The 23,994-nt window shown below is 66.3% G+C and carries 18 protein-coding genes, 1 other RNA gene and 1 CRISPR repeat array (1 of these 20 only partly in view); of the genes, 6 read left to right on the forward strand and 13 right to left on the reverse strand.

The genetic code is table 11. From position 1 onward, the window contains the following. Positions 1-36: 36 nt before the first annotated feature. The 4 genes from tsaA to BMZ02_RS03220 form a co-directional block, all read right to left on the reverse strand. Positions 37-717 carry a tRNA (N6-threonylcarbamoyladenosine(37)-N6)-methyltransferase TrmO gene (tsaA, locus tag BMZ02_RS03205; RefSeq protein ID WP_091639854.1) on the reverse strand — a complete coding sequence of 227 codons (681 nt, stop codon included), beginning with the start codon at positions 715-717 and terminating at the stop codon, positions 37-39. A 28-nt stretch (positions 718-745) separates the two neighbouring features. After that, positions 746-2,773, reverse strand: coding sequence for an ATP-dependent helicase (locus tag BMZ02_RS03210; protein ID WP_091639856.1), 2,028 nt, complete (start codon positions 2,771-2,773; stop codon positions 746-748). Positions 2,774-2,848: 75 nt separating this feature from the next. Beyond that, positions 2,849-4,099, reverse strand: a complete 1,251-nt coding sequence (locus BMZ02_RS03215) for a ribonuclease H-like domain-containing protein (RefSeq protein ID WP_091639857.1) — start codon at positions 4,097-4,099, stop codon at positions 2,849-2,851. After that, positions 4,089-6,485 (reverse strand): DEAD/DEAH box helicase, encoded by a 2,397-nt coding sequence (locus BMZ02_RS03220; RefSeq protein ID WP_091639859.1) that lies wholly within the window; start codon positions 6,483-6,485, stop codon positions 4,089-4,091. The genes BMZ02_RS03215 and BMZ02_RS03220 overlap by 11 nt, the downstream gene beginning before the upstream one ends. A 244-nt stretch (positions 6,486-6,729) precedes the next feature. Between BMZ02_RS03220 and BMZ02_RS03225 the strand changes: the two genes are divergently transcribed. Together BMZ02_RS03225 and BMZ02_RS03230 are read left to right on the forward strand one after the other, a co-directional pair. Continuing rightward, a complete protein-coding gene (locus tag BMZ02_RS03225; protein ID WP_091639861.1) occupies positions 6,730-8,904 on the forward strand; it encodes a malate synthase G in 2,175 nt (724 codons plus the stop codon). Between the two features lie 71 nt (positions 8,905-8,975). After that, positions 8,976-9,869 (forward strand): DMT family transporter, encoded by an 894-nt coding sequence (locus tag BMZ02_RS03230; protein WP_171909787.1) that lies wholly within the window; start codon positions 8,976-8,978, stop codon positions 9,867-9,869. Here BMZ02_RS03230 and dapB read toward each other — a convergent pair whose 3' ends face one another. The 5 genes from dapB to hrcA all read right to left on the reverse strand — a co-directional run bounded on the left by dapB (position 9,870) and on the right by hrcA (position 15,804). After that, positions 9,870-10,682: a 4-hydroxy-tetrahydrodipicolinate reductase gene (gene dapB, locus BMZ02_RS03235; protein WP_091639864.1), complete on the reverse strand. Its 813-nt coding sequence runs from the start codon at positions 10,680-10,682 to the stop codon at positions 9,870-9,872. It lies immediately after the preceding gene. Positions 10,683-10,710: 28 nt separating this feature from the next. After that, entirely contained in the window at positions 10,711-11,841 is a 1,131-nt protein-coding gene (gene dnaJ, locus BMZ02_RS03240; RefSeq protein ID WP_091639865.1) for a molecular chaperone DnaJ, read from the reverse strand. Between the two features lie 126 nt (positions 11,842-11,967). Beyond that, a complete protein-coding gene (dnaK, locus tag BMZ02_RS03245; protein WP_091639867.1) occupies positions 11,968-13,893 on the reverse strand; it encodes a molecular chaperone DnaK in 1,926 nt (641 codons plus the stop codon). A gap of 101 nt (positions 13,894-13,994) precedes the next feature. After that, complete coding sequence (gene grpE / locus BMZ02_RS03250) at positions 13,995-14,621, reverse strand: nucleotide exchange factor GrpE (protein WP_091639869.1); 627 nt, start codon at positions 14,619-14,621, stop codon at positions 13,995-13,997. A 124-nt stretch (positions 14,622-14,745) separates the two neighbouring features. Beyond that, positions 14,746-15,804, reverse strand: a complete 1,059-nt coding sequence (gene hrcA / locus BMZ02_RS03255) for a heat-inducible transcriptional repressor HrcA (RefSeq protein WP_091639870.1) — start codon at positions 15,802-15,804, stop codon at positions 14,746-14,748. 374 nt (positions 15,805-16,178) lie between these two features. Here hrcA and recN point away from each other — a divergent pair, with 374 nt between their 5' ends. Next, on the forward strand, positions 16,179-17,852 hold the full coding sequence (recN, locus tag BMZ02_RS03260) for a DNA repair protein RecN (RefSeq protein WP_091639872.1): 1,674 nt from the start codon (positions 16,179-16,181) through the stop codon (positions 17,850-17,852). Between the two features lie 105 nt (positions 17,853-17,957). Next, the gene (locus tag BMZ02_RS03265) at positions 17,958-18,287 is read left to right on the forward strand and encodes an outer membrane protein assembly factor BamE (protein WP_171909788.1); all 330 of its coding nucleotides are present in this window, start codon (positions 17,958-17,960) and stop codon (positions 18,285-18,287) included. A gap of 5 nt (positions 18,288-18,292) precedes the next feature. Here BMZ02_RS03265 and BMZ02_RS03270 read toward each other — a convergent pair whose 3' ends face one another. The 3 genes from BMZ02_RS03270 to BMZ02_RS03280 are packed head-to-tail and all read right to left on the reverse strand — an operon-like array spanning position 18,293 to position 20,460. Then, a complete protein-coding gene (locus tag BMZ02_RS03270) occupies positions 18,293-18,583 on the reverse strand; it encodes an RnfH family protein (protein WP_091639875.1) in 291 nt (96 codons plus the stop codon). Then, a complete protein-coding gene (locus BMZ02_RS03275) occupies positions 18,570-19,010 on the reverse strand; it encodes a type II toxin-antitoxin system RatA family toxin (RefSeq protein ID WP_091639877.1) in 441 nt (146 codons plus the stop codon). Before BMZ02_RS03275 ends, BMZ02_RS03270 begins: the two co-directional genes overlap by 14 nt. A 55-nt stretch (positions 19,011-19,065) precedes the next feature. Beyond that, a complete protein-coding gene (locus BMZ02_RS03280; protein WP_139209128.1) occupies positions 19,066-20,460 on the reverse strand; it encodes a sodium-dependent transporter in 1,395 nt (464 codons plus the stop codon). A gap of 149 nt (positions 20,461-20,609) precedes the next feature. Here BMZ02_RS03280 and smpB point away from each other — a divergent pair, with 149 nt between their 5' ends. Together smpB and ssrA are read left to right on the forward strand one after the other, a co-directional pair. Then, positions 20,610-21,101 (forward strand): SsrA-binding protein SmpB, encoded by a 492-nt coding sequence (gene smpB, locus BMZ02_RS03285; protein ID WP_091639881.1) that lies wholly within the window; start codon positions 20,610-20,612, stop codon positions 21,099-21,101. A gap of 74 nt (positions 21,102-21,175) precedes the next feature. Beyond that, positions 21,176-21,539: a transfer-messenger RNA gene (gene ssrA / locus BMZ02_RS03290) on the forward strand. A 257-nt stretch (positions 21,540-21,796) separates the two neighbouring features. Here ssrA and BMZ02_RS03295 read toward each other — a convergent pair. After that, positions 21,797-23,013, reverse strand: a protein-coding gene (locus tag BMZ02_RS03295; RefSeq protein ID WP_091639883.1) for an IS3 family transposase whose coding sequence is annotated in 2 segments (ribosomal slippage) — positions 21,797-22,686 and positions 22,686-23,013 — 1,218 coding nt in all. Because the reading frame shifts where the segments join, the coding sequence is not laid out codon by codon here. Between the two features lie 115 nt (positions 23,014-23,128). Then, positions 23,129-23,994: direct repeats of the CRISPR family, unit length 28 nt; unit sequence GGTCTATCCCCGCGCATGCGGGGCAACC (it continues 1,359 nt past the right edge of the window).

Here is a 23,994-nt window from a genome sequence, read left to right on the forward strand (position 1 = left end):
AGGTCCGGCCCGCATCCCGGGCGATGCGGGCCGGCATCACCGCCCGATGGCCACCACCTGCACCCGCCGGTCCTTACCCACCCGAAACCGCACGTTGTACCCCTCGATGCTGACCCCGTACTCACGGGTGTCGTCCTGCTCACGGAAGGCCGGTCTGGGATCGGTGGCCAGCGATTGCTCGACCAGCCGCCGCCAGCCGCCATCGTTGGCGGGCGGCTCATGGAGCAGCTCCGGGGCGAATACCACGTCCAGACGCCCCCCTTCAGCGGCGAAGGCGTCCGGCGTCACGGCATCGGGGATGCTGTCGGCGTAAGGCAGATACGGTTTGATATCCAGTACCGGTGTGCCATCGACGAGGTCGTGGTTGCGCAGCCTGAGCCCCCGCCACTCGCGCCCGACGACCACTGCCTCCAGCTCCACGACCGAGAGGCCGATCGGGTTGGGGCGAAACGGCGACCGGGTCGCCAGCACGCCGGTCCGTGTGTTGCCACCAAGCCGCGGCGGCCGCACGGTGGGCGACCAGCGGTCGTGCTGGTTGGCGTGGAACCGGTAAAGGATCCAGACGTGGGAGAAGCCTTCCAGCCCGCGGAGTACATCCGCCGCATCGAACGGCGGCAGCAGCTCCAGCCGCGCCGTGGCAGCGGGAACCAGACCGGGCTGACGCGGTGTGCCAAAGCGTTCATCGAAACAGCTGTGAACGATGCCGATGGGTTCCATGTCCGCTGCTCCGCCCGCGACCGCGGTTTCAGTTGATGGCCTTGCGCATTTCCGCCAGCCAGTCCCGCGCCGGCGCCGACGAAGGTTCCTTCGGTCGTCCCTTGCGCCGGTCCGTGCGCACCACGGCGTCGTCACTGCCCAGTTCCAGCAGGAAACGGGACACGGCCCGGTCCTCGGCGCCGTTGCCCGTGCCCATGTCCAGACGATCCGCGTGGTGCAGGGTCACGGCGTCCTGGGCGCGGGTCAGCGCCACGTAGGCCAGGCGCCGCTCTTCCGCCAGGTTCTCCACCTCACCATCACGCTCCATGGGCATGAGCCCCTCGGAGAAGGCGAACAGGTGGACCTCGGGCCACTCCAGCCCCTTGGCGCCGTGGACGGTGCAGAGCGTCACCTTGCCGTCTTCATTGTCGGCCTCGTCGGTGCCGGCTGCCACCACCTCCAGCGCGGCGGCCCACTGGGCCTCCAGGGGTGTGCCGGCATCCAGGGATCCGAGACGCTTGTCCATGGCCCGCTGAATCACGCGCATGCGCCCCAGCGCGGGCCGCAGCGCCTGCTCCAGATCCTCGGCGCCACCCGCGCGACCCGCCTTCAGCGAGCGCTGTGCCCGCTGCCACAGCCAGTGCCGGAACAGACCGTCCTTCTGGGCCCAGTCCAGCAACCCGCCCGGGCCGCCGCGATAGAGCTGATCCAGACCGCTCGCCAACCGCTCCACCGCCTGGGACGCCTTGGGCGCGAGCCGGGCCGCCCGGGCCAGGGGATCCCCCTCCCCCTCGGTCAGCCTGGCCACACCGCGGGCACCGAGACCGGGGATCAGATCGGCCACCCGGGACAGCGCCCGGATATCACGCCGGTTGGCCGCCAGGCGGCCGGCCGCCAGCATCATGCGGACGTCCGCATAGCTCAGCAGATCGGTACCGGCCTTGATGCGGTAGGGGATGTTCCGCCGCAGCAGCGCCGCTTCCAGTGTCCGTGCCAGCCGGTTCTTGCGGTACAGCACGGCGATGTCGTCCGGCTTGCGCCCGCCCATGATGGCAACGGACAGGCGGTCGGCCACGCCGTCGGCCATGGCATCGCCGTCGTCGTACTCCACCAGCCGCAGCGGGTGATCCCCCGCGCCGCGCACCGCATAGGGGTTCTTCTCCAGGCGCATGGTGTTGTTGCGCACCAGGGTCGCACCACCGGTGACGATCGCGGGCGTGGAGCGGTAATTGCGCTCCAGACGGTAGACCGTGGCCTGGTAGTCGTCGATGAAGTCACGCATGTTCTCGGGCCGCGCATGGCGCCACTCGTAGATGGCCTGGTCATCGTCGCCGACCAGGATCACGGTCCGGCTCTCCGGTGCCAGCAGTTGCAGCAGGCGAAACTGGCCGCCGTCGGTATCCTGGGCCTCGTCGACGGTCACGTCCCGGAGCCGCCCCCGCAGCCGCTCGCGAATGCCCGGTTCCTGGCGCAGGAGCCGCGCGGGGAGGAGGATCAGGTCGGAGAAATCGAGGACGCCGGCACGCCGCTTTTCCGCCTCGTAGCGCCGCAGGACCTCCCGAAAACGCCGACCATCGGCCTTGCCCAGATCGTGGGCGTCACACAGCGCCATCAACTCCGTGACGTGCTCATCCTCCACCACGTCGAGCCCGAGCGCCGTCGCCTCGTCCTGCACCCGCATCAGTTGTTGCCGGCGGGTCTTGTCCGGAAACGGACTCGCCAGAAGCGCGTCCAGCATCCGGCCGGCATCATCCGCATCCATGAGGGTGGCGTTACGTGGCACGCCGATCGCCTTGCCGTGCTGGCGCAGCAACTGGTTGCCGAAACTGTGGAATGTGCCGATCCAGGGCAGCGCCACGCCTCCCGGCAGCAGCGCGCGCAGGCGCTCGCGCATCTCCGCCGCGGCCTTGTTGGTGAACGTCAGCAGCACCATGCTTTCGCCGTCGATGCCTGCCTCGGTCAGCCGCCGCCGGGCCCGCTCCGTGGTGCATCGGGTCTTGCCGGAGCCCGCACCGGCGAGCACCGCTGCCGGGCCATCGTCGTGCGCAACGACCCGGGCCTGATCATCATCAAGCATGGTGTCCGACTCTCTGATTACCTGGCTGGAAGCCGGAATTCTACGGACCGGGACCCACGGGTGCCAGGCCGGCCGTCACAGATCCAGTGGCAGTGTGCGCTCGGCGCCGCAACGCCTCAGCAACCGTGCACGTCGTCGTTCACGGGCTACGCTTGCCGGCAACCGCTCCGCCAGGGCGAGCGCCGTCCGCATGTCGTGCCGCACGTGCTCATGGTACTTGGCCAGCTGCTCCAGGGCACGGGGACACCCGCGTGCCGCCAGCGCCTCCCAGAGGGCGACCGCTCCCTCGCCCCAGCCACCGCGATGGCGCAGGCGCGCCAGCTCATGCTGCCCGTTGAAATCCAGATCTTCAGCGCGCTCCAGCAGCAACCGCGCCCGGCCAGCCTGACCCTGCTGCCTCCAGTACCGGGCGGCGCCCAGGGGGCACGCCCCCCAACGCCCCGGCGCGCGCACGGCACCGGCCAGCGCCGGCATCAGCGCAAGCAACGAGAGGATATCGAGCCGGTTGTGCTGCAAGACCGCACCAAAGCGCTCTCCACGGCCACGATGCACCCAGTCGAACCAGACTGCCGGCACCTCGGCACCGGGCAGGTCATCCCCTCTCTCCAGACCCAGCAACGCCGCCTCCGCCGAGGCCAGCCTGCAGTCACTCCAGCGGTTCCGATACAGACGCCTGACCGGGTGGAGCAGGTCCAGGTGCGCTGTCGGCAGGTGTGGATCAGGCTGGCGCTGCAACCGGTAACGATCACGCAACAGGGGCAGATCGAAGCTGCCGCCGTTGTAGGTCACCAGCCCCCTGCATTCGCGAAGATCGCTGGCAAGCGCCCTGAGCATGGGCGCTTCGCCGCCAAAGCCCGTCAGCAGGTACTGCCGGCTGCGCCAGGCCCCGTCTGCCCAGCGGAGCACACCGATATTGAACGCGACAGTGCCCGTACCACCGGCAAGGCCGCTGGTTTCGGTATCCAGGAACGCGAGATCCCGCAGCAGGACACGGGGCCACCCTGGAAAGCGCACGGCAGCATCGCCCGGCGGGAGCGTTGTGCAGCCGTGCCGTGCACCGGGAGACAGGTGGGTATCCACGCGCACAACGCCCGGCTCAACGCACTCTGCGCCCAGCGCCACGGCAAGCCGGTCCGGGTCACCGTGGCCGCGGGGGCGGTCATTGGCCCCGCGAGCTGCGGCACGGAGGCGATCCAGCCGCGCGCGCACCGCGGGCTTTTTCTGCCCGCCACCCTCCGGCGGTCGATCGGCCTTGCCGCAAGCACCTTCCGGCGCCATCGCGCCGGCCTCCCCCTGCAACGTCCGCAGCCGTTTCCTAAGATCCATCGCTGGCCAGAAGCTCCAGAACCTGCAACGCCGCCTGTTTCGGCGAGAAGCCGCGGGTTTCGTCCGAGGCAAGAATCGGCCCGACGCAGCCCGGGCAGCCGGACTGGCACCCGCAGGCGGCGACCAGCTCCCGAGCGTCCGCGACCACGGCCTGCCGCTGGTCATAGAGCGGCGCCGACAGGCCGACGCCGCCGGGGTAGTTGTCATACAGGAACACCGCGGGACGAAAGCGCTGTTCCGCCTCCGGGTTCAGCGCACCGTCATCGAAGCTGCGAATCTGGCCCCGCCCCGCCGGCCCCACGGTGGCAAACCAGCGCGCGTTGCCATCGCCCACGGCGCGGCCAAGGTCGCTGGGCTCCGACATCACCCGCAGGGCGGCCACGTGATGCATGGCGTGCGCCGCACCAAGAAAGCCGTCCAGCGCCTCCTGCCGGCTGGGAAAGGCGTGGGCGAGCTGGTCCGGATGCACCTCCCACCAAACGGCGGTGGTGTGCATCTCCTGGTCCGGCAGGTTGATGTTGCCGTAGCCGATGTTCTCGTGGGTGTAGTAGCGGATCTTCTTGAAGCCGGGAATGCGCCGTACCAGGTGCACCTCACCGTTGGCACACTCGGAGCGCACCCCCCGGGCCGCCTCGAAGCTCTCGAGAACCTTCAGCCGCGTGTAATCGATGGCATCGGTGTAGTAGTCGGCACGGGTCTGGCGCACCCACGCCTTGCGCCCGTCCCAGTCCAGGGTTTCCACCTGATAGGGGGCGGCCTGGACAAGGTAAATGGCGCCTTCGTAAAGGGTTTCCGCGGCGCTGGAGTAGTCCACCTCGGCCACGATCTGCTGGCCGCCGTCGGTGACGTCGATGACCACGAAATTGCCCTCGGCCACCGAGCGCAGGCTGACGCTGTTGGCCGGATAGCTGTCCTCGGTCCAGTGCCAGGTGTCCTGTTCCCGGTGCAGCACGCCCTGCTCCTCCAGGTAGGCCAGCAGTTCGTCCAGGTCCTCGCCGCCGAAGTGCTCCCCCTGGCGGAAAGGCAGCTCGAAGGCGGCGCAGCGGACGTGGTCAAGCAGGATCAGCAACTGGTCCGGGTCGATGCGGGCGTGCTCGGGGGACGCGCCCAGGAAGAACTCCGGGTTACGCACGATGTACTGGTCCAGGGGCTGACTGGAGGCCACCAGCACGCCGAGGGCGGTCCGGTTGCGCCGCCCGGCCCGCCCCAGCCGCTGCCAGGTGGCGGCGATGGTGCCCGGGTAGCCGTCCAGCACGCAGACATCCAGGGAGCCGATGTCCACCCCCAGCTCCAGCGCCGAGGTGGCCACCACGCAATCCACGTTGCCGGCGCGCAAAGCCTTTTCGGTATCGCGCCGCTCACCGGGGAGATAGCCACCGCGGTAGGCCGCCACGCGGGTTGGCTTGCGTGGATCGCTATCGAAGACGTCTTTCAGGTACTTGGTGATCACCTCCACCATCAGCCGGCTGCGGGCGAACACGATGGACTTCAGCCCGGCCCGCACGGCCATGCGCGTGATACGCGTACTCTGGGAGCGGCTGGAGGCCCGGATGCCGAGGTCGGGGTTGATGACCGGCGGATTCCACAACAGGAGCTGCTTTTCGCCCGCCGGGGCACCGCTGTCGGTGATCGCATGGACGGCGTCCCCGACCAGCCCCTGCGCCAGCTCCGCCGGATTGGCGATGGTGGCCGACGACAGCACGAACACCGGATCGGCGCCATAGAAGCGGCACACCCGGCGCAGGCGGCGCATGACGTTGGCCATGTGCGAGCCGAACACACCGCGGTAGGTGTGGGTCTCGTCGATGACCACATAGCGCAGGCGCTCGAAAAACTGCGCCCACTTGGTGTGGTGGGGCAGCACGCCCTTGTGCAGCATGTCCGGGTTGGTGACCACGATGTCGCCGCGGGTGCGCACGGCCTTGCGGGCATCGCCAGGGGTGTCGCCGTCGAAGGTGTAGGCGCGAACGCCGAGCTCGCCGGCCTGGTTGAGCTCGGTGAGCTCGGCCACCTGATCCTGGGACAACGCCTTGGTGGGGAACAGGTACAGCGCCTTGCCGCCGTCGCTCAGTGCAGTCTGCAGGACCGGCAGGTTGTAACACAGGGTCTTGCCCGAGGCGGTGGGGGTGACCACCACGGTATGCTGCCCGGCGCGGATGCTGTCCCACGCCTCCCGCTGATGCGTGTAGAGCCGGTTGATGCCGCGCGCCGCCAGGGCGCTCCGCAGCCGCGGATCCAGCCCGTCGGGCATCTCCGCATGGCGTGCTGATCGTGCCGGCACCACCAGCTGACCGGTGATCCGACCGCCATACTTGCGCTGCAGGCGCCCGGTCAGTCCCTGCACGGGATCTTCGGTGGCTTCCACGGCGCGTGCGGTTGTGGCCATTGCGTTTTCCTCGCATCCCGGTTTGGTGCCCAGCGAGGATACTGTATAAAACAACAGCGCCTTTGCCAACGCCCCCTGCCCGGTGGCGGCGCTGTTGAATCGGGGGCACAGATCACTGTGCAGACATGAATCATGGCGGCCGATGCGTTATCCTATGCGCCTTTTCCGTCAGCCGGTCCAGACACTGCGGCGGCTTGATCGCGGCACAGCCGCAAGCACCATCACGGGTACGAGGAGTCAGAACATGACCGAACGAGTGCAGGAGGGAGGTCTTCAGGTTGCAAAGGAACTGCATGAACTGGTGGCCAACGAGCTGACCAGCGGCACGGGTGTTACGCCCGCCACGGTATGGACCACCCTGGAATCGCTGGTCAACGAACTCGGCCCGCGCAATCGGGAGCTGCTGGAGAAGCGCGACCGCCTCCAGGAACAGCTCGACAGCTGGTACAAGGAGCGCAAGGGGCAGGCCCACGATCACGCTGCCTACAAGCAGTTCCTCCAGGACATCGGCTACCTGCTTCCGGAAGGCGATGACTTCAAGGTCACCACCGGGAACGTGGACCCGGAGATCGGCGAGATCGCCGGCCCCCAGCTGGTGGTGCCCATCAGCAACGCCCGCTTCGCCCTGAACGCCGGCAACGCCCGCTGGGGCAGCCTCTATGACGCCTTCTACGGCACCGACATCATTCCGGAAGATGGCGGCAAGGAGAAAGGCACGAGCTACAACCCGAAACGGGGTGCAGAGGTGGTGCGCCACGCCGCCGCGGTGGTGGACAACGCCGCACCGCTGGCCCAGGGCAGCCATGCCGATGCCACCGCCTACGCGGTGAAGGACGGCAAGCTGGTGGTGACCACCAGCACGGGGGAAACCGGTCTGCAGGATCCCGCCCAGTTCGCCGGCTACCAGGGTGATGCCGCCGCGCCGACCGCAGTGCTGCTGCGCCGGAACGGCCTGCACCTGGAGATCCAGATCGACGCCAATGACCCCATCGGCAAGGACCACGCCGCCGGCGTCAAGGATGTGGTGATCGAGTCCGCCATGACCGCCATCATGGACTGTGAAGACTCCGTGGCAGCCGTGGACGGCGAAGACAAGACCCTGGTCTACCGCAACTGGCTCGGCCTCATGCGTGGCGACCTGGAAGAGACCATGGAGAAAGGCGGCAAGCAGTTCACCCGCAAGCTCCATGACGACCGTGAATACACCACGCCGGACGGCGGTGCCCTGAAGCTGCACGGCCGCGCACTGATGCTGGTCCGCAATGTCGGCCACCTGATGACCAATCCGGCCGTGCTGGACGCCAACGGCAACGAAGTGCCGGAAGGCATGCTCGATGCGGTGATGACCTCGCTCGGCTTTCTCCACGACCTCAAGGGCCTGGGCAGGCACACCAACTCCCGCGCCGGCAGCATGTACATCGTCAAGCCGAAGATGCACGGCCCCGAGGAAGTGGCCTTTGCCTGCGAGATCCTGAACCGGGTGGAAGACGCCTACGGTCTCAAGCGCAGCACCCTGAAGATCGGTGTCATGGACGAAGAGCGCCGGACCACGGTCAACCTCAAGGAGTGCCTGCGCCAGGCCAGTGACCGGATCATCTTCATCAACACCGGCTTTCTGGATCGCACCGGTGACGAGATCCACACCTCCATGGAGATGGGCCCGTTCAAGCGCAAGGACGACATCAAGGGTGAGCCCTGGATCAAGGCCTACGAGGACTGGAACGTGGATGTCGGGCTGGAGTGCGGCCTCAAGGGCCACGCGCAGATCGGCAAGGGCATGTGGCCCAAGCCCGACCGCATGCAGGAGATGATGGAGGCCAAGATCGGCCATCCGAAGGCCGGCGCCAACACCGCCTGGGTGCCCTCGCCCACGGCCGCCACCCTGCACGCCACCCACTACCACCAGGTGGACGTGCACGCGGTGCAGGCCGAGCTGAAGAGCCGCGGCCGGGCAAGCCTGGACGATCTGCTGACCGTGCCGGTGGAGACCAGCCCCGCCTGGTCCGCCGAGGAGATCCAGCAGGAGCTGGACAACAACGCCCAGGGCATTCTCGGCTACGTGGTGCGGTGGATCGACCACGGCGTCGGCTGCTCCAAGGTGCCGGACATCAACGACGTGGGTCTGATGGAAGACCGGGCGACGCTGCGCATCTCCAGCCAGCACATCGCCAACTGGCTCCATCACGGCATCGCCTCGGAAAGTCAGGTCATGGAGACCATGAAGCGCATGGCCGAAGTGGTGGACCGGCAGAACGCCGGCGACCCGAGCTACCGCAACATGGCACCCAACTTCGAAGACAGCGTCGCCTTCCAGGCCGCCTGCGATCTGGTGTTCAAGGGCCGTGAGCAGCCCAGCGGCTACACCGAGCCGGTCCTGCACCGGCGGCGCCAGGAAGCCAAGGCCAAGCACGGCGGGTAAAACGCCGCCACGACGAGAAAAACCCGGCCTCAGCGCCGGGTTTTTTGATCCCGCAAGCACGCGAGCGACCATTGACCCAGACAAGGGACAACACCGCCGTCGTCGGACTGTTGCTGGTCTTCACCGGTGCCATACTCTGGGGCACCGCGGGGCCGGCATCGCAGTTCCTCTACGACGGCACGGACACTTCGCCCATGGCGGTTGCGCTCCTGCGTATCGCCCTGGCGGCCCCGCTCCTGCTTCTTGTCGCGGCCCCGGCGCTGCGTCGGCACTGGCAGGACCTGTGGTCGCGCGCGGGCACGGTCCTGATTGGCGGCATCTGCATCGCCCTCTATCAGACCTTCTACTTCCAGGCCGTGGCGGTCTCCGGTGTCACGCTGGCCACACTCACGGCGCTGTGCCCCGTCCCCGTCCTGGTGGCGCTGCTGGCGAGGGTGGTGCTGGGTGAACGGGAGCGGCCCATCCCGTGGGTGGGCATCATTGCGGCCTCGGCCGGGACGCTACTCCTGGTGGGGACTCCGGAGACCAGCGCCCCCGTCTCGCAGCTCGCACTCGGTGCGGCACTCGGTCTCATGGCCAGCCTCGCCTTCTCCGGCATCGCGCTCACCGGCCGGGCCCTGGGCGACACCGTGCCACCGCTGGCGGTCACGGCCGCGTTCTTCACCGTGGGTGCGGTCGCACTGTCGCCGGTCGTCCTGGCAGTCCCGCAGGGGCTTGTCGCGGCATTCCACAGCGCCTGGATGGTGGCGTTTCTGGTGCTGGTGCCGACCGTGGTTGCCTACAGTCTTTTCTACAGCGGTGTCGGCCGCACGCCGGCCGCCATCACCGGCGTGCTGATCGTCGCGGAACCCCTGACCGCGGCAACGCTTGGCTGGGCATTGTTCGACGAACGGCTCAGCGCCATGCAGCTCGCGGGGGCCGCCCTGCTCTGCACTGCCATGATCAAGGCGGCGCTGGAGCGGTAGTCAGCCGGAACGCAGCCCGAGGACGTCTTCCATGTCGTAGAGGCCCGGCGCCTGTTCGCGCACCCAGGTGGCACTGCGGACAGCACCGCGGGCAAACGTCATGCGACTGCTGGCACGGTGGGAGATCTCCATGCGCTCCCCCAGCCCCAGGAACATCACGGTGTGGTCACCGACCACATCCCCGCCACGGATCGTCTCGAAGCCGATGGTCTTGCTGTCCCGCTGACCGGTCTGTCCTTCCCGGCCATACACGGCGCAATCACGAAGATCGCGACCGAGGGCCTCCGCGACCACCTCCCCCATCCGCAGGGCGGTGCCGGACGGCGCATCGATCTTGTAGCGGTGGTGCGCCTCCACCACCTCCACGTCATAGTCGTCACCCAGGGCCCGGGCGGCCGTGGCAAGGAGGCTGAGCGTCAGGGTGACGCCGACGCTGTAATTGGCGGCGTGGACCACGGGGATACGCGCTGATGCGTCCCGCAGGTGCCGTTTCTGTTCGTCGTCAAGGCCGGTGGTGCCGATCACCATGGCCACGCCAGCCTCGGCACACGCCTGGACGTTGGCGACGGTGGCATCCGGGAGCGTGAAATCGATGACCACATCCAGCTGCGGCAGCACTGCCGGGAGATCGTCAGTCACGGTCACGCCAATTGCCCCTTCGCCCGCGAGTTCACCGGCGTCGACCCCGATCAGGGAGGAGCCCGGCCGCTCCAGAGCGGCAGCCAGCACCAGCTCCTCCTGCTCCCGCGTCGCCGCAATGAGGTTGCGACCCATGCGCCCGCCGGCGCCACAGATTCCGATGCGAATGGCCATGTTCGGCGACTCCCTGATCGTGTGCCGTTCAGAACTTCAATTCATCGAAGAAACGCCTGGCCTTGTCGAGCCAGGAGCTGCCCTCGGGGTTGTGCTTTCTGCCGCCGGCATCGAGGGTCTCGCCGAAACGCTGCAGCAGCTCCTTCTGTTCCCGGGTGAGGTTGACCGGCGTCTCCACCTGCACGCGGCACAACAGATCGCCCTGAGCGCCCCCGCGCACGGGCTTGACGCCCTTGCCACGGATCTTGAAGGTCTTGCCGGTCTGCGTTCCCGGGGGAATGCGCAGGTTCACCCGGCCTTCCAGGGTGGGGACTTCCAGCTCCCCGCCGAGTGCCGCAGTCACCACGTTGATGGGCACGGTGCAGCGAAGGTGGGCACCATCGCGGGTGAAAATCGGGTGCTCCCGGACCATGACCTGTACGTAGAGATCACCAGGCGGCCCCCCGCGCTCGCCCGGCTCGCCCTCGCCGGAGAGGCGGATACGGTCGCCCGTGTCCACGCCAGCCGGGATCTTGACGTTGAGTTCCTTGGTCTCCTCGATCCGGCCATCACCGCCACAGGAGCCGCAGGGGTCGGTGACAATCGCACCGGTGCCGCCACAGCGCGGGCAGGTCTGCTGCACCGAGAAGAAGCCCTGCTGGACGCGCACGTCACCATGGCCCTGGCAGGTCGGACAGGTCTCGGGTGCCTTGCCGTCGGCCTGACCCTTGCCGTCACAGGCGCCGCAGGTCGACCACGTGGGGATGTTGAGGGTCGCCTCCTTGCCGAAGACGGCCTCCTCCAGCGACAGCTCCAGGTTGTAGCGCAGGTCGGCGCCACGGAACATGCGCCCGCCGCGTCCGCCGCCACCACCAAAGATGTCACCGAAGACATCGGAGAAGATATCGGAGAAGCTGGCACCGCCACCGCCGCGGGCACCGCCACCCATGCCGCCATCGACACCGGCGTGACCGAACTGGTCGTACGCGGCGCGCTTCTGCGGATCGGCCAGGACTTCGTAGGCTTCCTTGACTTCCTTGAAGCGGACCTCTGCGTCCTCGTCATCCGGATTCCGGTCCGGATGGTATTTCATGGCGAGTTTTCGATACGCCTTCTTGATCTCGTCATCCGAGGCGTTCTTCTGCAGCCCCAGTATCTCGTAGTAATCACGCTGCGCCATGATCGCATCGTCCCCTGCTTGGTTCGGCGGTCTCTGATCCGTTCAGCCGTGCTGTGACGTTGCCGCCACGCAGAACGGGCGCGGGGAAACCCCGCGCCCGTCCGTGAGCCCCGTAAGGCGGGCCGATCACTTCTTGTCGTCGTCTTCCTTGACTTCCTCGAACTCCGCGTCGACCACGTCGTCCGATTCGCCCTGACCCTGGGCGTCAGCACCTGCATCGGCGGCACCTTCGGCCTGCTGGCTGTACATCTTCTCGGCCAGCTTGCCGGAGGCCTCACCCAGCTTCTGGGTCTTGGCTTCGATTTCGTCCTTGTCCTCGCCCTTGTTGGCCTCTTCCAGCTCGCTGATGGCCGTCTCGATCTCCTGCTTCTCTTCGGCGGAGATGTTGTCGCCCATCTCGTCCAGCGACTTGCGCGTGGCGTGGATGAGGTTTTCACCCTGGTTGCGGGCCTCGACGAGTTCACGCATCTTGCGGTCTTCCTCGGCGTTCGCCTCGGCGTCCTGCACCATGCGCTCGATCTCGTCGTCGCTCAGGCCACTGGAGGCCTTGATGACGATGGACTGCTCCTTGCCGGTGGCCTTGTCCTTGGCGGACACGTTGAGGATGCCGTTGGCGTCGATGTCGAAGTTGACCTCGATCTGCGGCACGCCCCGCGGCGCCGGCGGAATGTCCGACAGGTCGAACCGGCCCAGGGACTTGTTGCCGCTGGCCATCTCGCGCTCGCCCTGCAGGACGTGGACGGTCACGGCCGTCTGGTTGTCCTCGGCAGTGGAGAACACCTGGCTCGCCTTGGTCGGGATCGTGGTGTTCTTCTCGATCAGCTTGGTCATCACGCCGCCCATGGTCTCGATCCCCAGGGACAGGGGCGTGACGTCCAGCAGGAGCACGTCCTTGACGTCGCCGCCAAGCACGCCGCCCTGGATCGCGGCGCCCACGGCCACCGCCTCGTCCGGGTTCACGTCCTTGCGCGGATCCTTGCCGAAGAAGTCCTTCACCGCTTCCTGAACCTTCGGCATGCGGGTCTGACCGCCGACGAGAATGACTTCGTCAACCTCGGAGCCACTCAGCCCGGCATCCTTCAGCGCGGTCTTGCACGGCTCGATGGTGCGCTTGACCAGGTCGTCCACCATGGACTCGAACTTGGCCCGGGTCAGCTTCACCGCCAGGTGCTTGGGACCGTTCTGGTCGGCCGTGATGTACGGCAGGTTGACTTCCGTCTGCTGACCGGAGGACAGCTCGATCTTCGCCTTCTCCGCAGCCTCCTTGAGGCGCTGCACGGCGAGCCGGTCGCTGCTCAGGTCGATGCCCTGATCCTTCTTGAACTCGGCGATCAGGTAATCGATGACGGCGCGGTCGAAGTCTTCACCACCCAGGAACGTGTCACCGTTGGTGGCCAGCACTTCGAACTGGTGCTCACCATCCACTTCGGCAATCTCGATGATGGAGATGTCGAAGGTACCACCACCCAGGTCGTAGACCGCGACCTTGCGATCACCGCCCTTCTTGTCCAGGCCGTAGGCCAGAGCGGCGGCCGTGGGCTCGTTGATGATGCGCTTGACCTCGAGCCCGGCGATCTTGCCGGCGTCCTTGGTGGCCTGACGCTGGTTGTCGTTGAAGTAGGCCGGCACGGTGATCACCGCTTCGGTGACCTCCTCGCCCAGGTAGTCCTCCGCCGTCTGCTTCATCTTCTGCAGCACACGGGCGGAGATCTCCGGCGGCGCCATCTTCTTGTCGCGCACCGAAACCCAGGCGTCGCCGTTGTCGGCCTCGACGATGTGGTAGGGCATTTCCCGCACGTCACGCTGCACCACGTCTTCCTTGAACTGCCGGCCGATCAGACGCTTGACCGCGTGCAGGGTGTTTTCGGGGTTGGTGACAGCCTGGCGCTTGGCCGGCGCACCCACCATGATTTCTCCGTCTTCGGCGAATGCCACCACGGACGGCGTGGTGCGATCACCTTCACTGTTCTCGATGACTCGGGCCTGCCCGCCATCCATGACGGCCACGCAGGAGTTCGTGGTGCCCAGGTCGATACCGATAATCTTACCCATTTGTTCCTCTCCCAGAAGATTCTGCCAATTCTCGCGTTACGGCAAACCGTTATGCTGATCCCTTACATTTGGGCGTCCGCCGGTTTTTCAAGGCGATGCGGTCACGCCTGCTCGTCGATGTGGCCACCCTGCTGTTGCTGGGCGTCCTTGGACACGATGACCATGGCCGGACGCAACAGCCGGTCATTCAGCAGGTAGCCCTTCTGCACCACGTGGATGACCGTATTCGGCTCGTGCTCGGCCGACGGCTGCATGGCCATGGCTTCGTGGCGCTCGGGGTCGAACTTCTGCCCCATGGGGTCCACTTCGCTGATCTGGAACTTCTCCATGGCCTGACTGAGCATCTTCAGCGTCAGCTCGCTACCCTCCGCCAGCTTGGCCACGTCGGCGTTGGCCTCCTGCGCGGCGGCCAGCCCCATCTCCAGGCTGTCCTTGACCGGCAGCAGCTCGGCGGCCAGCTTCTCCAGCCCCTGACGCTTTGCCTGCTCGACATCCTTCTCCAGGCGCCGGCGCGTGTTCTCGATCTCCGCCCGCGCCCGCAGGTACTGGCTCCAGTTGTCTTCGGCCCGCGCCTCGGCGTCATCGAGCTTCTGCTCCAGCTCCTGGATCCGCGGATCGTCGCCCTCGCCGGCCGGCGCTTCAGCGTCACCCGCCTGCTCCGGCTCGAGCTCCTGCCTGTCCTGGTTGTCCGGATCGTCCTTCCGCGCGTTCTGATCCTTCTCAGACATGCACTCTCTCCAGTTTCTTCATACGGCAACCCGGTCGTAACGCCTTGTTCTCCGGGCGATAAAACCGAAACAAAAGACCACCGCACCCGACGGGTGCAACGATTCCCTAGCGTCTACATGGGGATCAATGGGATTGATTCAAGGCGGAACCGAGCAATTTCGCCGTCATGTCCACGATCGGGATGACGCGATCGTACTCCATCCGCGTGGGGCCGATGACGCCGAGCACGCCCAGCACTTCGCCCTCCGCGGAATAGGGTGAGGTAACCAGACTGCAGCCGTCGAAGACCTTGTAACCCGACTCCTCACCGATGAAGATCTGCACACCGTCGGCAGCCAGGGACTGGTCCAGCAGGTGCAGAATGTCGCGCTTCTCCGTGAACGCCTGGAACAGGCTGCGGAGCTTCTCGACGTTGGAGAGCTCCTGGAACTCCATGAGATTGGTCTGCCCGGCCACCACGTAATCATCGCCATCCGCGGGGCTGTCATCGCTGAACACCTTGCCGCCGAGCTCGATCACGGAGTTCATCAACGCGTTCATCCGCTCCTTGTCGGACTCCATGCTCCGCAGCAGCTGATCCCGCACCGTGTCCACGCCACGCCCGGCGAACTCCGCGTTCAGATAGTTGGTCACCTGCTGCAGTTCACTCTGGGAGTAGTCGCGATCCGTATGGACGATGCGGTTCTCCACGTCCTGCTCGTTGAAGACGAGAATGGCGAGCACACGCCGATCGCTGAGCGGCAGGAACTCCACGTGGCGGAGAGACCGCTCCAGGTGTCGCGGCAGCGTGACCACGCCGGCCAGCCGCGTGAGGCCGGACAGCAGATTGGAGGCGGAATCCACGAGCGCATCCGGGCTCTGCCCTTCCGGCAACTGCAGGTCTGCTTCGTGGACAGCCTGGCGGCTCATGGCCTGCACCGCGAGCAGGGTATCCACGAAGAAACGATACCCCTTGTCCGTGGGAATGCGTCCCGCGGAGGTATGGGGCGAACGCACGTAGCCCAGATCCTCCAGGTCGGCCATGACGTTACGGATGGTCGCCGGGCTGACGTCCAGCCCCGCCTCCCGCGTCAGCGTTCTGGACCCGAGCGGGGAACCATCACGGATGTAGCGCTTGACCATGACTTTCAGGAGGTGCTGAGCGCGCTCGTTGAGTTCTGAATCCGAGGTGTTCCTGCTCATCGTCTCACCCGACCAATAGGCGGTTGCCCGGGCACGCCACCCATCGATCCGAGGGAGCCCGCATCTGACGCCCTCCGGAACCGCCTGAGTCAAGGGAATGGGTGGTGCCTGGATCGAACACCGATACAACGGACGTACCGGAGGAGCGACCTGCTCCGACTCGGTTAGCACTCGCCCGCGCGAGTGCTAAGAATGAAGCTACCAATGGCACCAGCCCAAGTCAATTACGTGAACTGGACGCACAAGCTCCGTTACACTGCGGCTTGGGATACCGCCGGGCACGATCAGGGACAGGCCCGGCGACAACTTCGCTGCCATGCCTGCGCCCGCTCGCCCGCGGCGCAGGCAGGCCGCTCTGCCGGGAATGCATACCGATGCTGAACCATCTGCACATCCGTGACTTCGCCATTGTCGACGAGCTGGAGCTGGACTTCGCCTCCGGCATGACGACCCTCACCGGAGAGACCGGCGCGGGCAAGTCCATCCTTCTTGACGCGCTCGGGCTCGCCCTGGGCGACCGCGCATCGGCCGAAACCGTGCGACCCGGTGCGGAACGCGCCGAGATCATCGCCGCGTTCGACATCGACGGGCTTGCCGACTGCGAGGCGTGGCTGACGGAACAGGAGCTCGACGACGAAGGCGAATGCATGCTCCGCCGCGTCATCCAGGCCAGCGGCCGCTCCCGTGCATTCATCAACGGGCGCCCCGTACCGCTGCAGCATCTGCGCGAACTGGGCGAGTTCCTGGTGGACATCCACGGGCAGCACGAGCACCAGTCGCTCATGCGTCGCGACGTCCAGCGCATGATCGTGGACAACCATGCCGGCAACGGCGAGCTGCTCACCGAAACGGCGCGGCTCCACCGCTCCATGCAGGAGTGCGAGCAGGCCATGGAGGCACTGCGCGGCGGTTTCGAGGATCAGGATGCGCGCCGCGACCTGCTGGCCTATCAGACCCGGGAGCTGGAAGGGCTGGACCTGTCACCGGAGGCGCTCGAATCCCTGGACGCCGAGCACCGGCGGCTTGCCCACGCCGGCACCCTTGCGGAAGCCGGGCAGCGGCTGCTGCAGGCACTGTACGAGGATGAGACATCCGCCCAGTCGATCATCGGCCAGGCCGTCCGCGAGGTGGAAGGGCTGCTCGACAAGGACGCCGGCCTGAGTGACATCCACGAGCAGCTCGCCGGCGCCCAGGCGCAACTGGAGGAAGCCGTGGACGGCCTTCGTCGGCACCTGGACAACCTGGAAATGGATCCGGCCCGACTCGCGGAGGTGGAAGAACGGATCTCCACGCTCAGCGACCTGGCGCGCAAGCACAACGTCCGGGAGCAGGAGCTGGGCGACGTGTACGAGGCCCTGCGCACCGAACTGGACGACCTGGAGCACAGCGGCGAACGCCTGGCGGAGCTGCAGCAGCAGCACGACCAGCTCCGGGAACGGTACCAGGGCATCGCCGAACAGCTCCGCGCGGCACGCCAGGCCGCCGCGGACACGCTTTCCGGAGCGGTGACGGCGCAGCTCGGCGAATTGAGCATGGCAGGGGCGGCCTTTCACGTGGACGTCACGCCGCGGAGCAGTGACGCCCCTACCCCGCACGGGCTTGATGACATCGCCTTTCAGGTGCGCACCAACGCCGGCCAGCCCTTCGGCCCACTCAACCGGATCGCCTCAGGGGGCGAACTCTCCCGGCTGAGCCTGGCCATACAGGTGGCCGCTGCCGGAACCACGCGCATCCCCACGCTCATCTTCGACGAGGCGGATTCCGGTATCGGCGGGGGGGTCGCGGAAGTCGTGGGCCGGCAGCTACGCGCCCTGGGCCGCTACCATCAGGTGCTTTGCGTCACCCATCTGCCGCAGGTGGCGTCCCAGGCGCACCACCACCTGCAGGTGCACAAACGCACCGGGGAACAGACGACGGCGACCACGGTCACACCTCTGGCACGTGACGAACGCATTCAGGAGGTGGCGCGCATGCTCGGCGGCATGGAGCTGACCCAGGCCACCATGGAGCACGCCACGGAGATGGTAAGCAACGCCGAATCGGCATGACCGCCGGATTCACCCACGACGAACAGTGAATCCATCGGGCCGTGTGCGTTATGCTGCCGACACCAATCACAAGGGTTTGAAATCGTACCGATGATGCGCGCGCTAATGATTTCTCTCGGCCTCGGCACAGCCGTGGCCGTTACGGGGTGCTCCTACAGCGACATCCCCTTCGCCTACGAGGTGCCCGTCCAGCAGGGCAACATCATCACGGACGAGATGATCGCCGAGCTGGAGCCGGGCATGACGCGCCGGCAGGTGCAGTTCGTGCTGGGGACGCCGGCCATCGAGGACATCTTCAGGGATGATCGCTGGGACTACATCCACACCGAAGCCGCCGGTGGCGGTGGCCGGCCCGACCGGTTGACGGTCTTCTTCGAAGACGACCGCCTGGTGCGCCTGGAAGGCAATCTCGCCCCCGAGGGCTTTGGCTCCTGACCGACCTATCGAGGAATGTGCGCCCGCTGCCGGCGGGCCTCCTTCGGATCGATGACCAACGGGCGGTAGATCTCCACCCGGTCCCCCTCGCGCAGCGGCTGGGCGTCCTCAACGGCCCGGCCATAGATGCCGATCGGTGCCGACCGGGCGTCGATCTCACCAAACAGGTCGGTGATTCCAGAGGCCTGCACCGCCTCGCGAGCCGTGGTCCCCGCCGGCACGCTCAGATCGAGAACGCACTGGCGCTCCGGCCGGGCGTACGCAACCTGGATCGCGATGGAATCACCGGCCGCCACCGTAGACCTCGTCAGCCCGTTTCACGAACGAGTCCACCATGCGGTTCGCCACCTGATCGAACACCCGCCCGAATGCCATGCGCACGATGCTGTTGCTGAACTCGAACTCCAGGTCCAGGGAGACCTTGCTGGCATCCTCCCGCAGCGGCTGAAAGCGCCAGTAGCCATCCAGGCGCTTGAACGGCCCCTCGATCAGCCGGACCTCCAGCATTTTCCCCGGCTGAGCGCGATTGCGCGTGGTGAAGGAGCGCGAGACCCCTCCCTTGCTGATGGTGACGTAGGCCTTCAACTCATCACCATTGTGCTCCAGCACGCCGCTGTCGCTGCACCAGGGGAGAAACTCCTGATAGCGATCCACGTCGTTGACCAGATCGAACATGGCCTTTGCGGAATGCGGAACCAGTGCGCTGCGTGAGATTGTGGTCATTGCTCTGTCACGGTTGCCCCAGGAGGTGCCGGCGCCGCACGCCGGCAAGATGCGGTCACGACGGCAGCAGGCCCGCAACTCTCGCCAAAAGGGCCAGCAGAATCAAGGGGGCCACATACCGCAGCATGGGCATCCAGAGCGTATAGCGCCAGTCTTCGCGCAGGCGCAGGGCGCCGCGAAGTGTCTCCTGGGGCATCCGCCAGCCGACAAAAATCAGCAGTGCCAGCGCCACGACGGGCATCGCCCCCCAGGCGACGAGCTCCGTCAGCCAGACCATGGACACCCCATCATCCAAGGGCGGTCCACCGCCTTCCCCGGCATCGAGCCAGCCCCGCAACGACCCAGCAACCAGCGCCCCCGCAAGCCACAGTGCCGTTGCCACCGTGGCTGTCGCCCGCGCCCGGCTCAGCCGCCCCTGCTCGACCACCGCGGACACGACCACCTCGAGCAACCCCACCACCGTGGTGAATACGGCCATCAACAATACGGCGTACAGGGCAACCAGCGCCTGCCGCGACCACGCCAGGCTGCCCATGGCATCGGGAAGTGCATGAAAAACAAGGGCGGGCCCGGCCTGCAACGCGCCATCGGCCATGACCTGACCGGACACCAGCGCGAACACCAGGACCGCGGCCACGAGCCCCACCAGCGTATCCAGCGCCAACGCGGCGCCAGTCGTGCTGATCGTCGGAAACCGGTCCGGCAATGCCGCGCCGAACGCCGTCGCAACACCGAGAGCCACGGCGAGGGAGAACAGCGCATGTTCTCCGGCCATCTGAACACCCGTCCAGCCCAGTGCATCGAAGCGCAGCTCGAACACAGTACTCCAGGCATCGGCCAGGCCCAGCTCGCGGCCCACCGCCCACGCCAGCGCCACGAGCAGCACGACCATCGCCGGCACCAGCAGGCGCATCATCGGCTGGATCCCCGCGCCAATCCCGCGGCTGACGGTGAGCCCGGCCGCGACCAGTAACAGTGTGAACCACAGCAGCAGCCGTTCAGCGTCGGCCAGCAGCTCGGTAAAGACAGCGGTCGTGGTCACGGCATCGAAATGGAGCACGGGCGCGGCAACGGCGCGGTACAGGTAGGCGCCGGCCCAGCCACCGATCAGGAGCTGCCCGAGAAGCACGACCGCGGCCATGGTCACCGCCACCCAGCCAACCCCGCTCCAGGCTGGAGCGCTGCCCTGTTCGCGGGCGATGCGCGCCAGCCCACCCGGCAACGTACGGCGCATGGACCGCCCAACCCCCACCTCCGCGAGCCACAGCGGCAGCGTCAGCGTGACCAGAAAGGCGCCGTATACCAGCAGAAAGGCTCCGCCGCCGTGCTCGGCGGCCAGCACCGGAAAACGCCAGACATTGCCCAGTCCAATGGACACCCCCGCCAGGGCAAAGACGAACGCGAACGATCCTGTCCACTCGCCCTGCAGCGAGCGCTTCGGAATGACCAAACATCCCCCCGGGCGGGATCCGTCAATCCCGCATCTGCCCTAGAACGCTTCGGCGCATTTTCACCAACGGCCGGACCGGGGACAACCGCCCCGACCCCGGAGTGTGATCCACGTCCCGGTGCTGGCCGCATGCCGCGGGTGCCGTTACAATGCGCGCCGTGAGCAAGAAAACCGCCAAGAAAGCCGACGACAGCAACGTCATTGCCGTCAACCGTCGCGCCCGCCATGAATACTTCATCGAAGAGACTTTCGAGGCCGGGCTGTCGCTGACCGGTTGGGAAGTGAAAAGCCTGCGCAACGGCCGCATCAACCTGACGGAGGGGTACGTCGTGATCCGGCGGGCCCAGGCGTGGCTCGTGGGCGCCAACATTCCACCGCTCGCCACGGCGTCCACGCACGTGAAGCCCGACCCGACGCGCACGCGCAAGCTGCTGCTGCACAAACGCGAGATCGCGAGGCTGCTGGGCGCAACCCAGCAGCAGGGGTACACCCTGGTGCCGCTCAAGCTCTACTGGAAGCGGGGCCTGGCAAAGCTCGCCATCGGCCTGGCCAAGGGCAAGCAGAAACACGACAAGCGCGAGACCAAGAAGCAGCAGGACTGGCAGCGGCAGAAGCAGCGCATCCTCAAACACAAGGTCTGAAGCACAAGGACTGATGCACGCAGCCTTGTATTTCCGGTACACTGATCCCACATCAAGTCGTAACGATTTGCTTCGGGGGTGACATGGTCTCGACGCGGGTCGTGAAACCTGAGGTGCATGCCGAGGACGTCATCTCACCTCGTAAAACATGATGGCCAACTTAAAATAGTTGCCAACGACGAAAACTACGCTCTAGCGGCCTAAATCCCGCTAGCCCCTGACCGGCAAGTGCCTGTGCTTCCGAATCAGGGGTCGTAGATCACAGGACAGCAGCGATGTGGTTCCGCCTGCACCACACGCTGTTAAATCAACCAGGCTAGTCAAGCGTGTTCCGCTGCCTGCCGGGAAGCGCTTGGCGAATGCAATAGGCGGGCTAAGCATGTAGATCCGAGGGTGGAGCTCCTGCGGACGGGGGTTCGAATCCCCCCACCTCCACCATACACATCGTAAAAACAAGGACGTAGGGGAGGCTTTCAAGCCTTCCCTACATTCCTGCCAACATCCTAAAAACACTTGATGACCTATCACCGTTTCCCCAGAACGAGGTCTTGGGCATCGCTCAACGCACTCTCTCTACCTGATCGCCCACCACGGAAAGCCCTTTTTCCTCTGGCGATCGCCGTTGACGGATTAGTTAGTGCTTGTACAGGACGATTATCCACTGTAGTTGCCCCCGCTAAACCGGACACCACCGATTAGCTGTTTGCTGCCGCCTCCATGGTCTGGCGGTACTCCCAGGGCGATTGCATCTTCAGCCCCTTGTGCGGATGGAAGCGGTTGTAATCGGCGAACCATCCGGGCAGTTGTGCCAGTACCGTCGCGGCATCCGGCAGATCATTCAGGTACACGTAGTCGCGCTTGAACGTCTTCACGAACGCCTCGGCCATGCCGTTGCTCTGCGGGCTGCGAACAGCCGTGGTGCAAGGCAGGAAGCCGAGCTGGCGGGCCATGGCCCGGGTCTCCGCCGCGGTGTAGCAGCTCCCGTTGTCGCTGAGCCACTCGATCGGATGCGACAGCCGCGTGACGTCGCCGAAGCGGTATTCCATCGTCTCGACCAGCAAGTCCTGGATCATCTCGCTGGTGACGCCACCGGTGGTTGCCATATACCGCATGGCTTCCCGGTCGCAGCAGTCAAGACTGAACGCCACGCGCACTGCCTCGCCATTCCAGCAGCGGATCTCCATGACATCCGAGCACCACCGCAGGTCGGACTTCAGCGTGATGACCTGGCCGTCGTGGGCCTTGTCGGTGACTGGCCTGCCGGTGTGGCGCGTGAGCAGCAGGTCATGGGCCTTCATGAGCCGATAGATCCGCTTGGGATTCACCCGCTCCCCAGCGGCGGCCAGCTCCCGGTTCAGGTGCGCGGTCACGCGCCGATAGCCATTGGCGCCGCGATCCGCGCAGATGGCCCGCACCTGCGGCAGCAGTCGCTCATCGTCGGCAACCCGATAACGCGAGGGACGACCACAGTGACGACCCGCCTTGCGCTCCATCAGGTTCGAGCGCGCCACACCCAGCACCTCGCTGATGCGCTTCACCGGGAATCGTCCGGTGGCAACAAGGGCATGCGCGAGATCAACTTTTTTGCCTGAGCCACCTCCAGCGCTTCCTTGAGAATCTCGGTCTCCATGGTCTTGCGCCCCAGCACCCGCTCGAGCTCACGCACCTGGCGCTTCAACGCCTTCACCTCGGCGGCACTGACCACCTCGTCGCCCGAGCCCACTGCCGTCATGCCAACGTCGTTCATCAGCTTCTTCCACCGGAACAGGAGACTTGGGGATATACCATGGCGCCGCGCCACAAGCGACACCGACATGCCGGGCTGCTCGCACAGCGCCACCAGATCGGCCTTCTTCCGGGGTGAATACCGACGCCGCCGTTGAACCCCCGTTACCACTTCGATGCGTTCCACCTTGGTCACTCCTTTGCACTAGGTCTATGCCTATGCCTTCAGGTCAACGAACAAGGTGTCCGGTCGAAACGGGGACTCCTTCATCCACCACAGCCCCTCAGTTATGGCCTTGAATCTTCCATCCCCGCGTATGCGGGGCAACCTGGTTTTGCGCATACTGGCTGCGCACGTACTTGGGTCTATCCCCGCGTATGCGGGGCAACCTTTTCCCCTTTCGTCCGGTTGAACACTTCATTAGGTCTAACCCCGCGCATGCGGGGCAACCCCGTCCGGGTCGTGCGCCCGGGGCTGGACGATGGGTCTATCCCCGCGCATGCGGGGCAACCTGGCGATTGCGGTGCCGGGGCAGGGTGCTGGTGGGTCTATCCCCGCGCATGCGGGGCATGCCCGGCACGATGACGCAAGCCACGGGGCGAAGGCAGGTCTATCCCCGCGCATGCGGGGCAACCGGTGAATCCCCGTCGCGGGTCGCCTGGTCGCGGGGTCTATCCCCGCGCATGCGGGGCAACCGCCCATAGACGGTTCTCTACCGTCACGCGCCGGGGTCTATCACCGCGCATGCGGGGCAACCACTCGACCACGTCCCACTCGTGGAGCTGGCACGGGTCTATCCCCGCGCATGCGGGGCAACCCATGCACCTTCGTCATGCGTCCTCCTGGTCAAGGGTCTATCCCCGCGCATGCGGGGCAACCCACAACCAGCCGGCGCGTCGGCGGATCGCCGTGGGTCTATCCCCGCGCATGCGGGGCAACCATCCGCACCCACGGCTACCTGATCTCGAAGCACGGTCTATCCCCGCGCATGCGGGGCAACCTTCACGTCCTGCCCCTTTCGGACGGCGTGCTCGGGTCTATCCCCGCGCATGCGGGGCAACCTCAAACCCGCGCTGGTAGCGTTCGACTTGGTCGGGTCTATCCCCGCGCATGCGGGGCAACCGGCATCGTGAGATGCCAGGATCTGTCCGGTCAGGGTCTATCCCC

The sequence above is a fragment of the Aquisalimonas asiatica genome (assembly GCF_900110585.1).
In the GTDB taxonomy this organism is placed as follows: Bacteria; Pseudomonadota; Gammaproteobacteria; order Nitrococcales; family Aquisalimonadaceae; genus Aquisalimonas; species Aquisalimonas asiatica.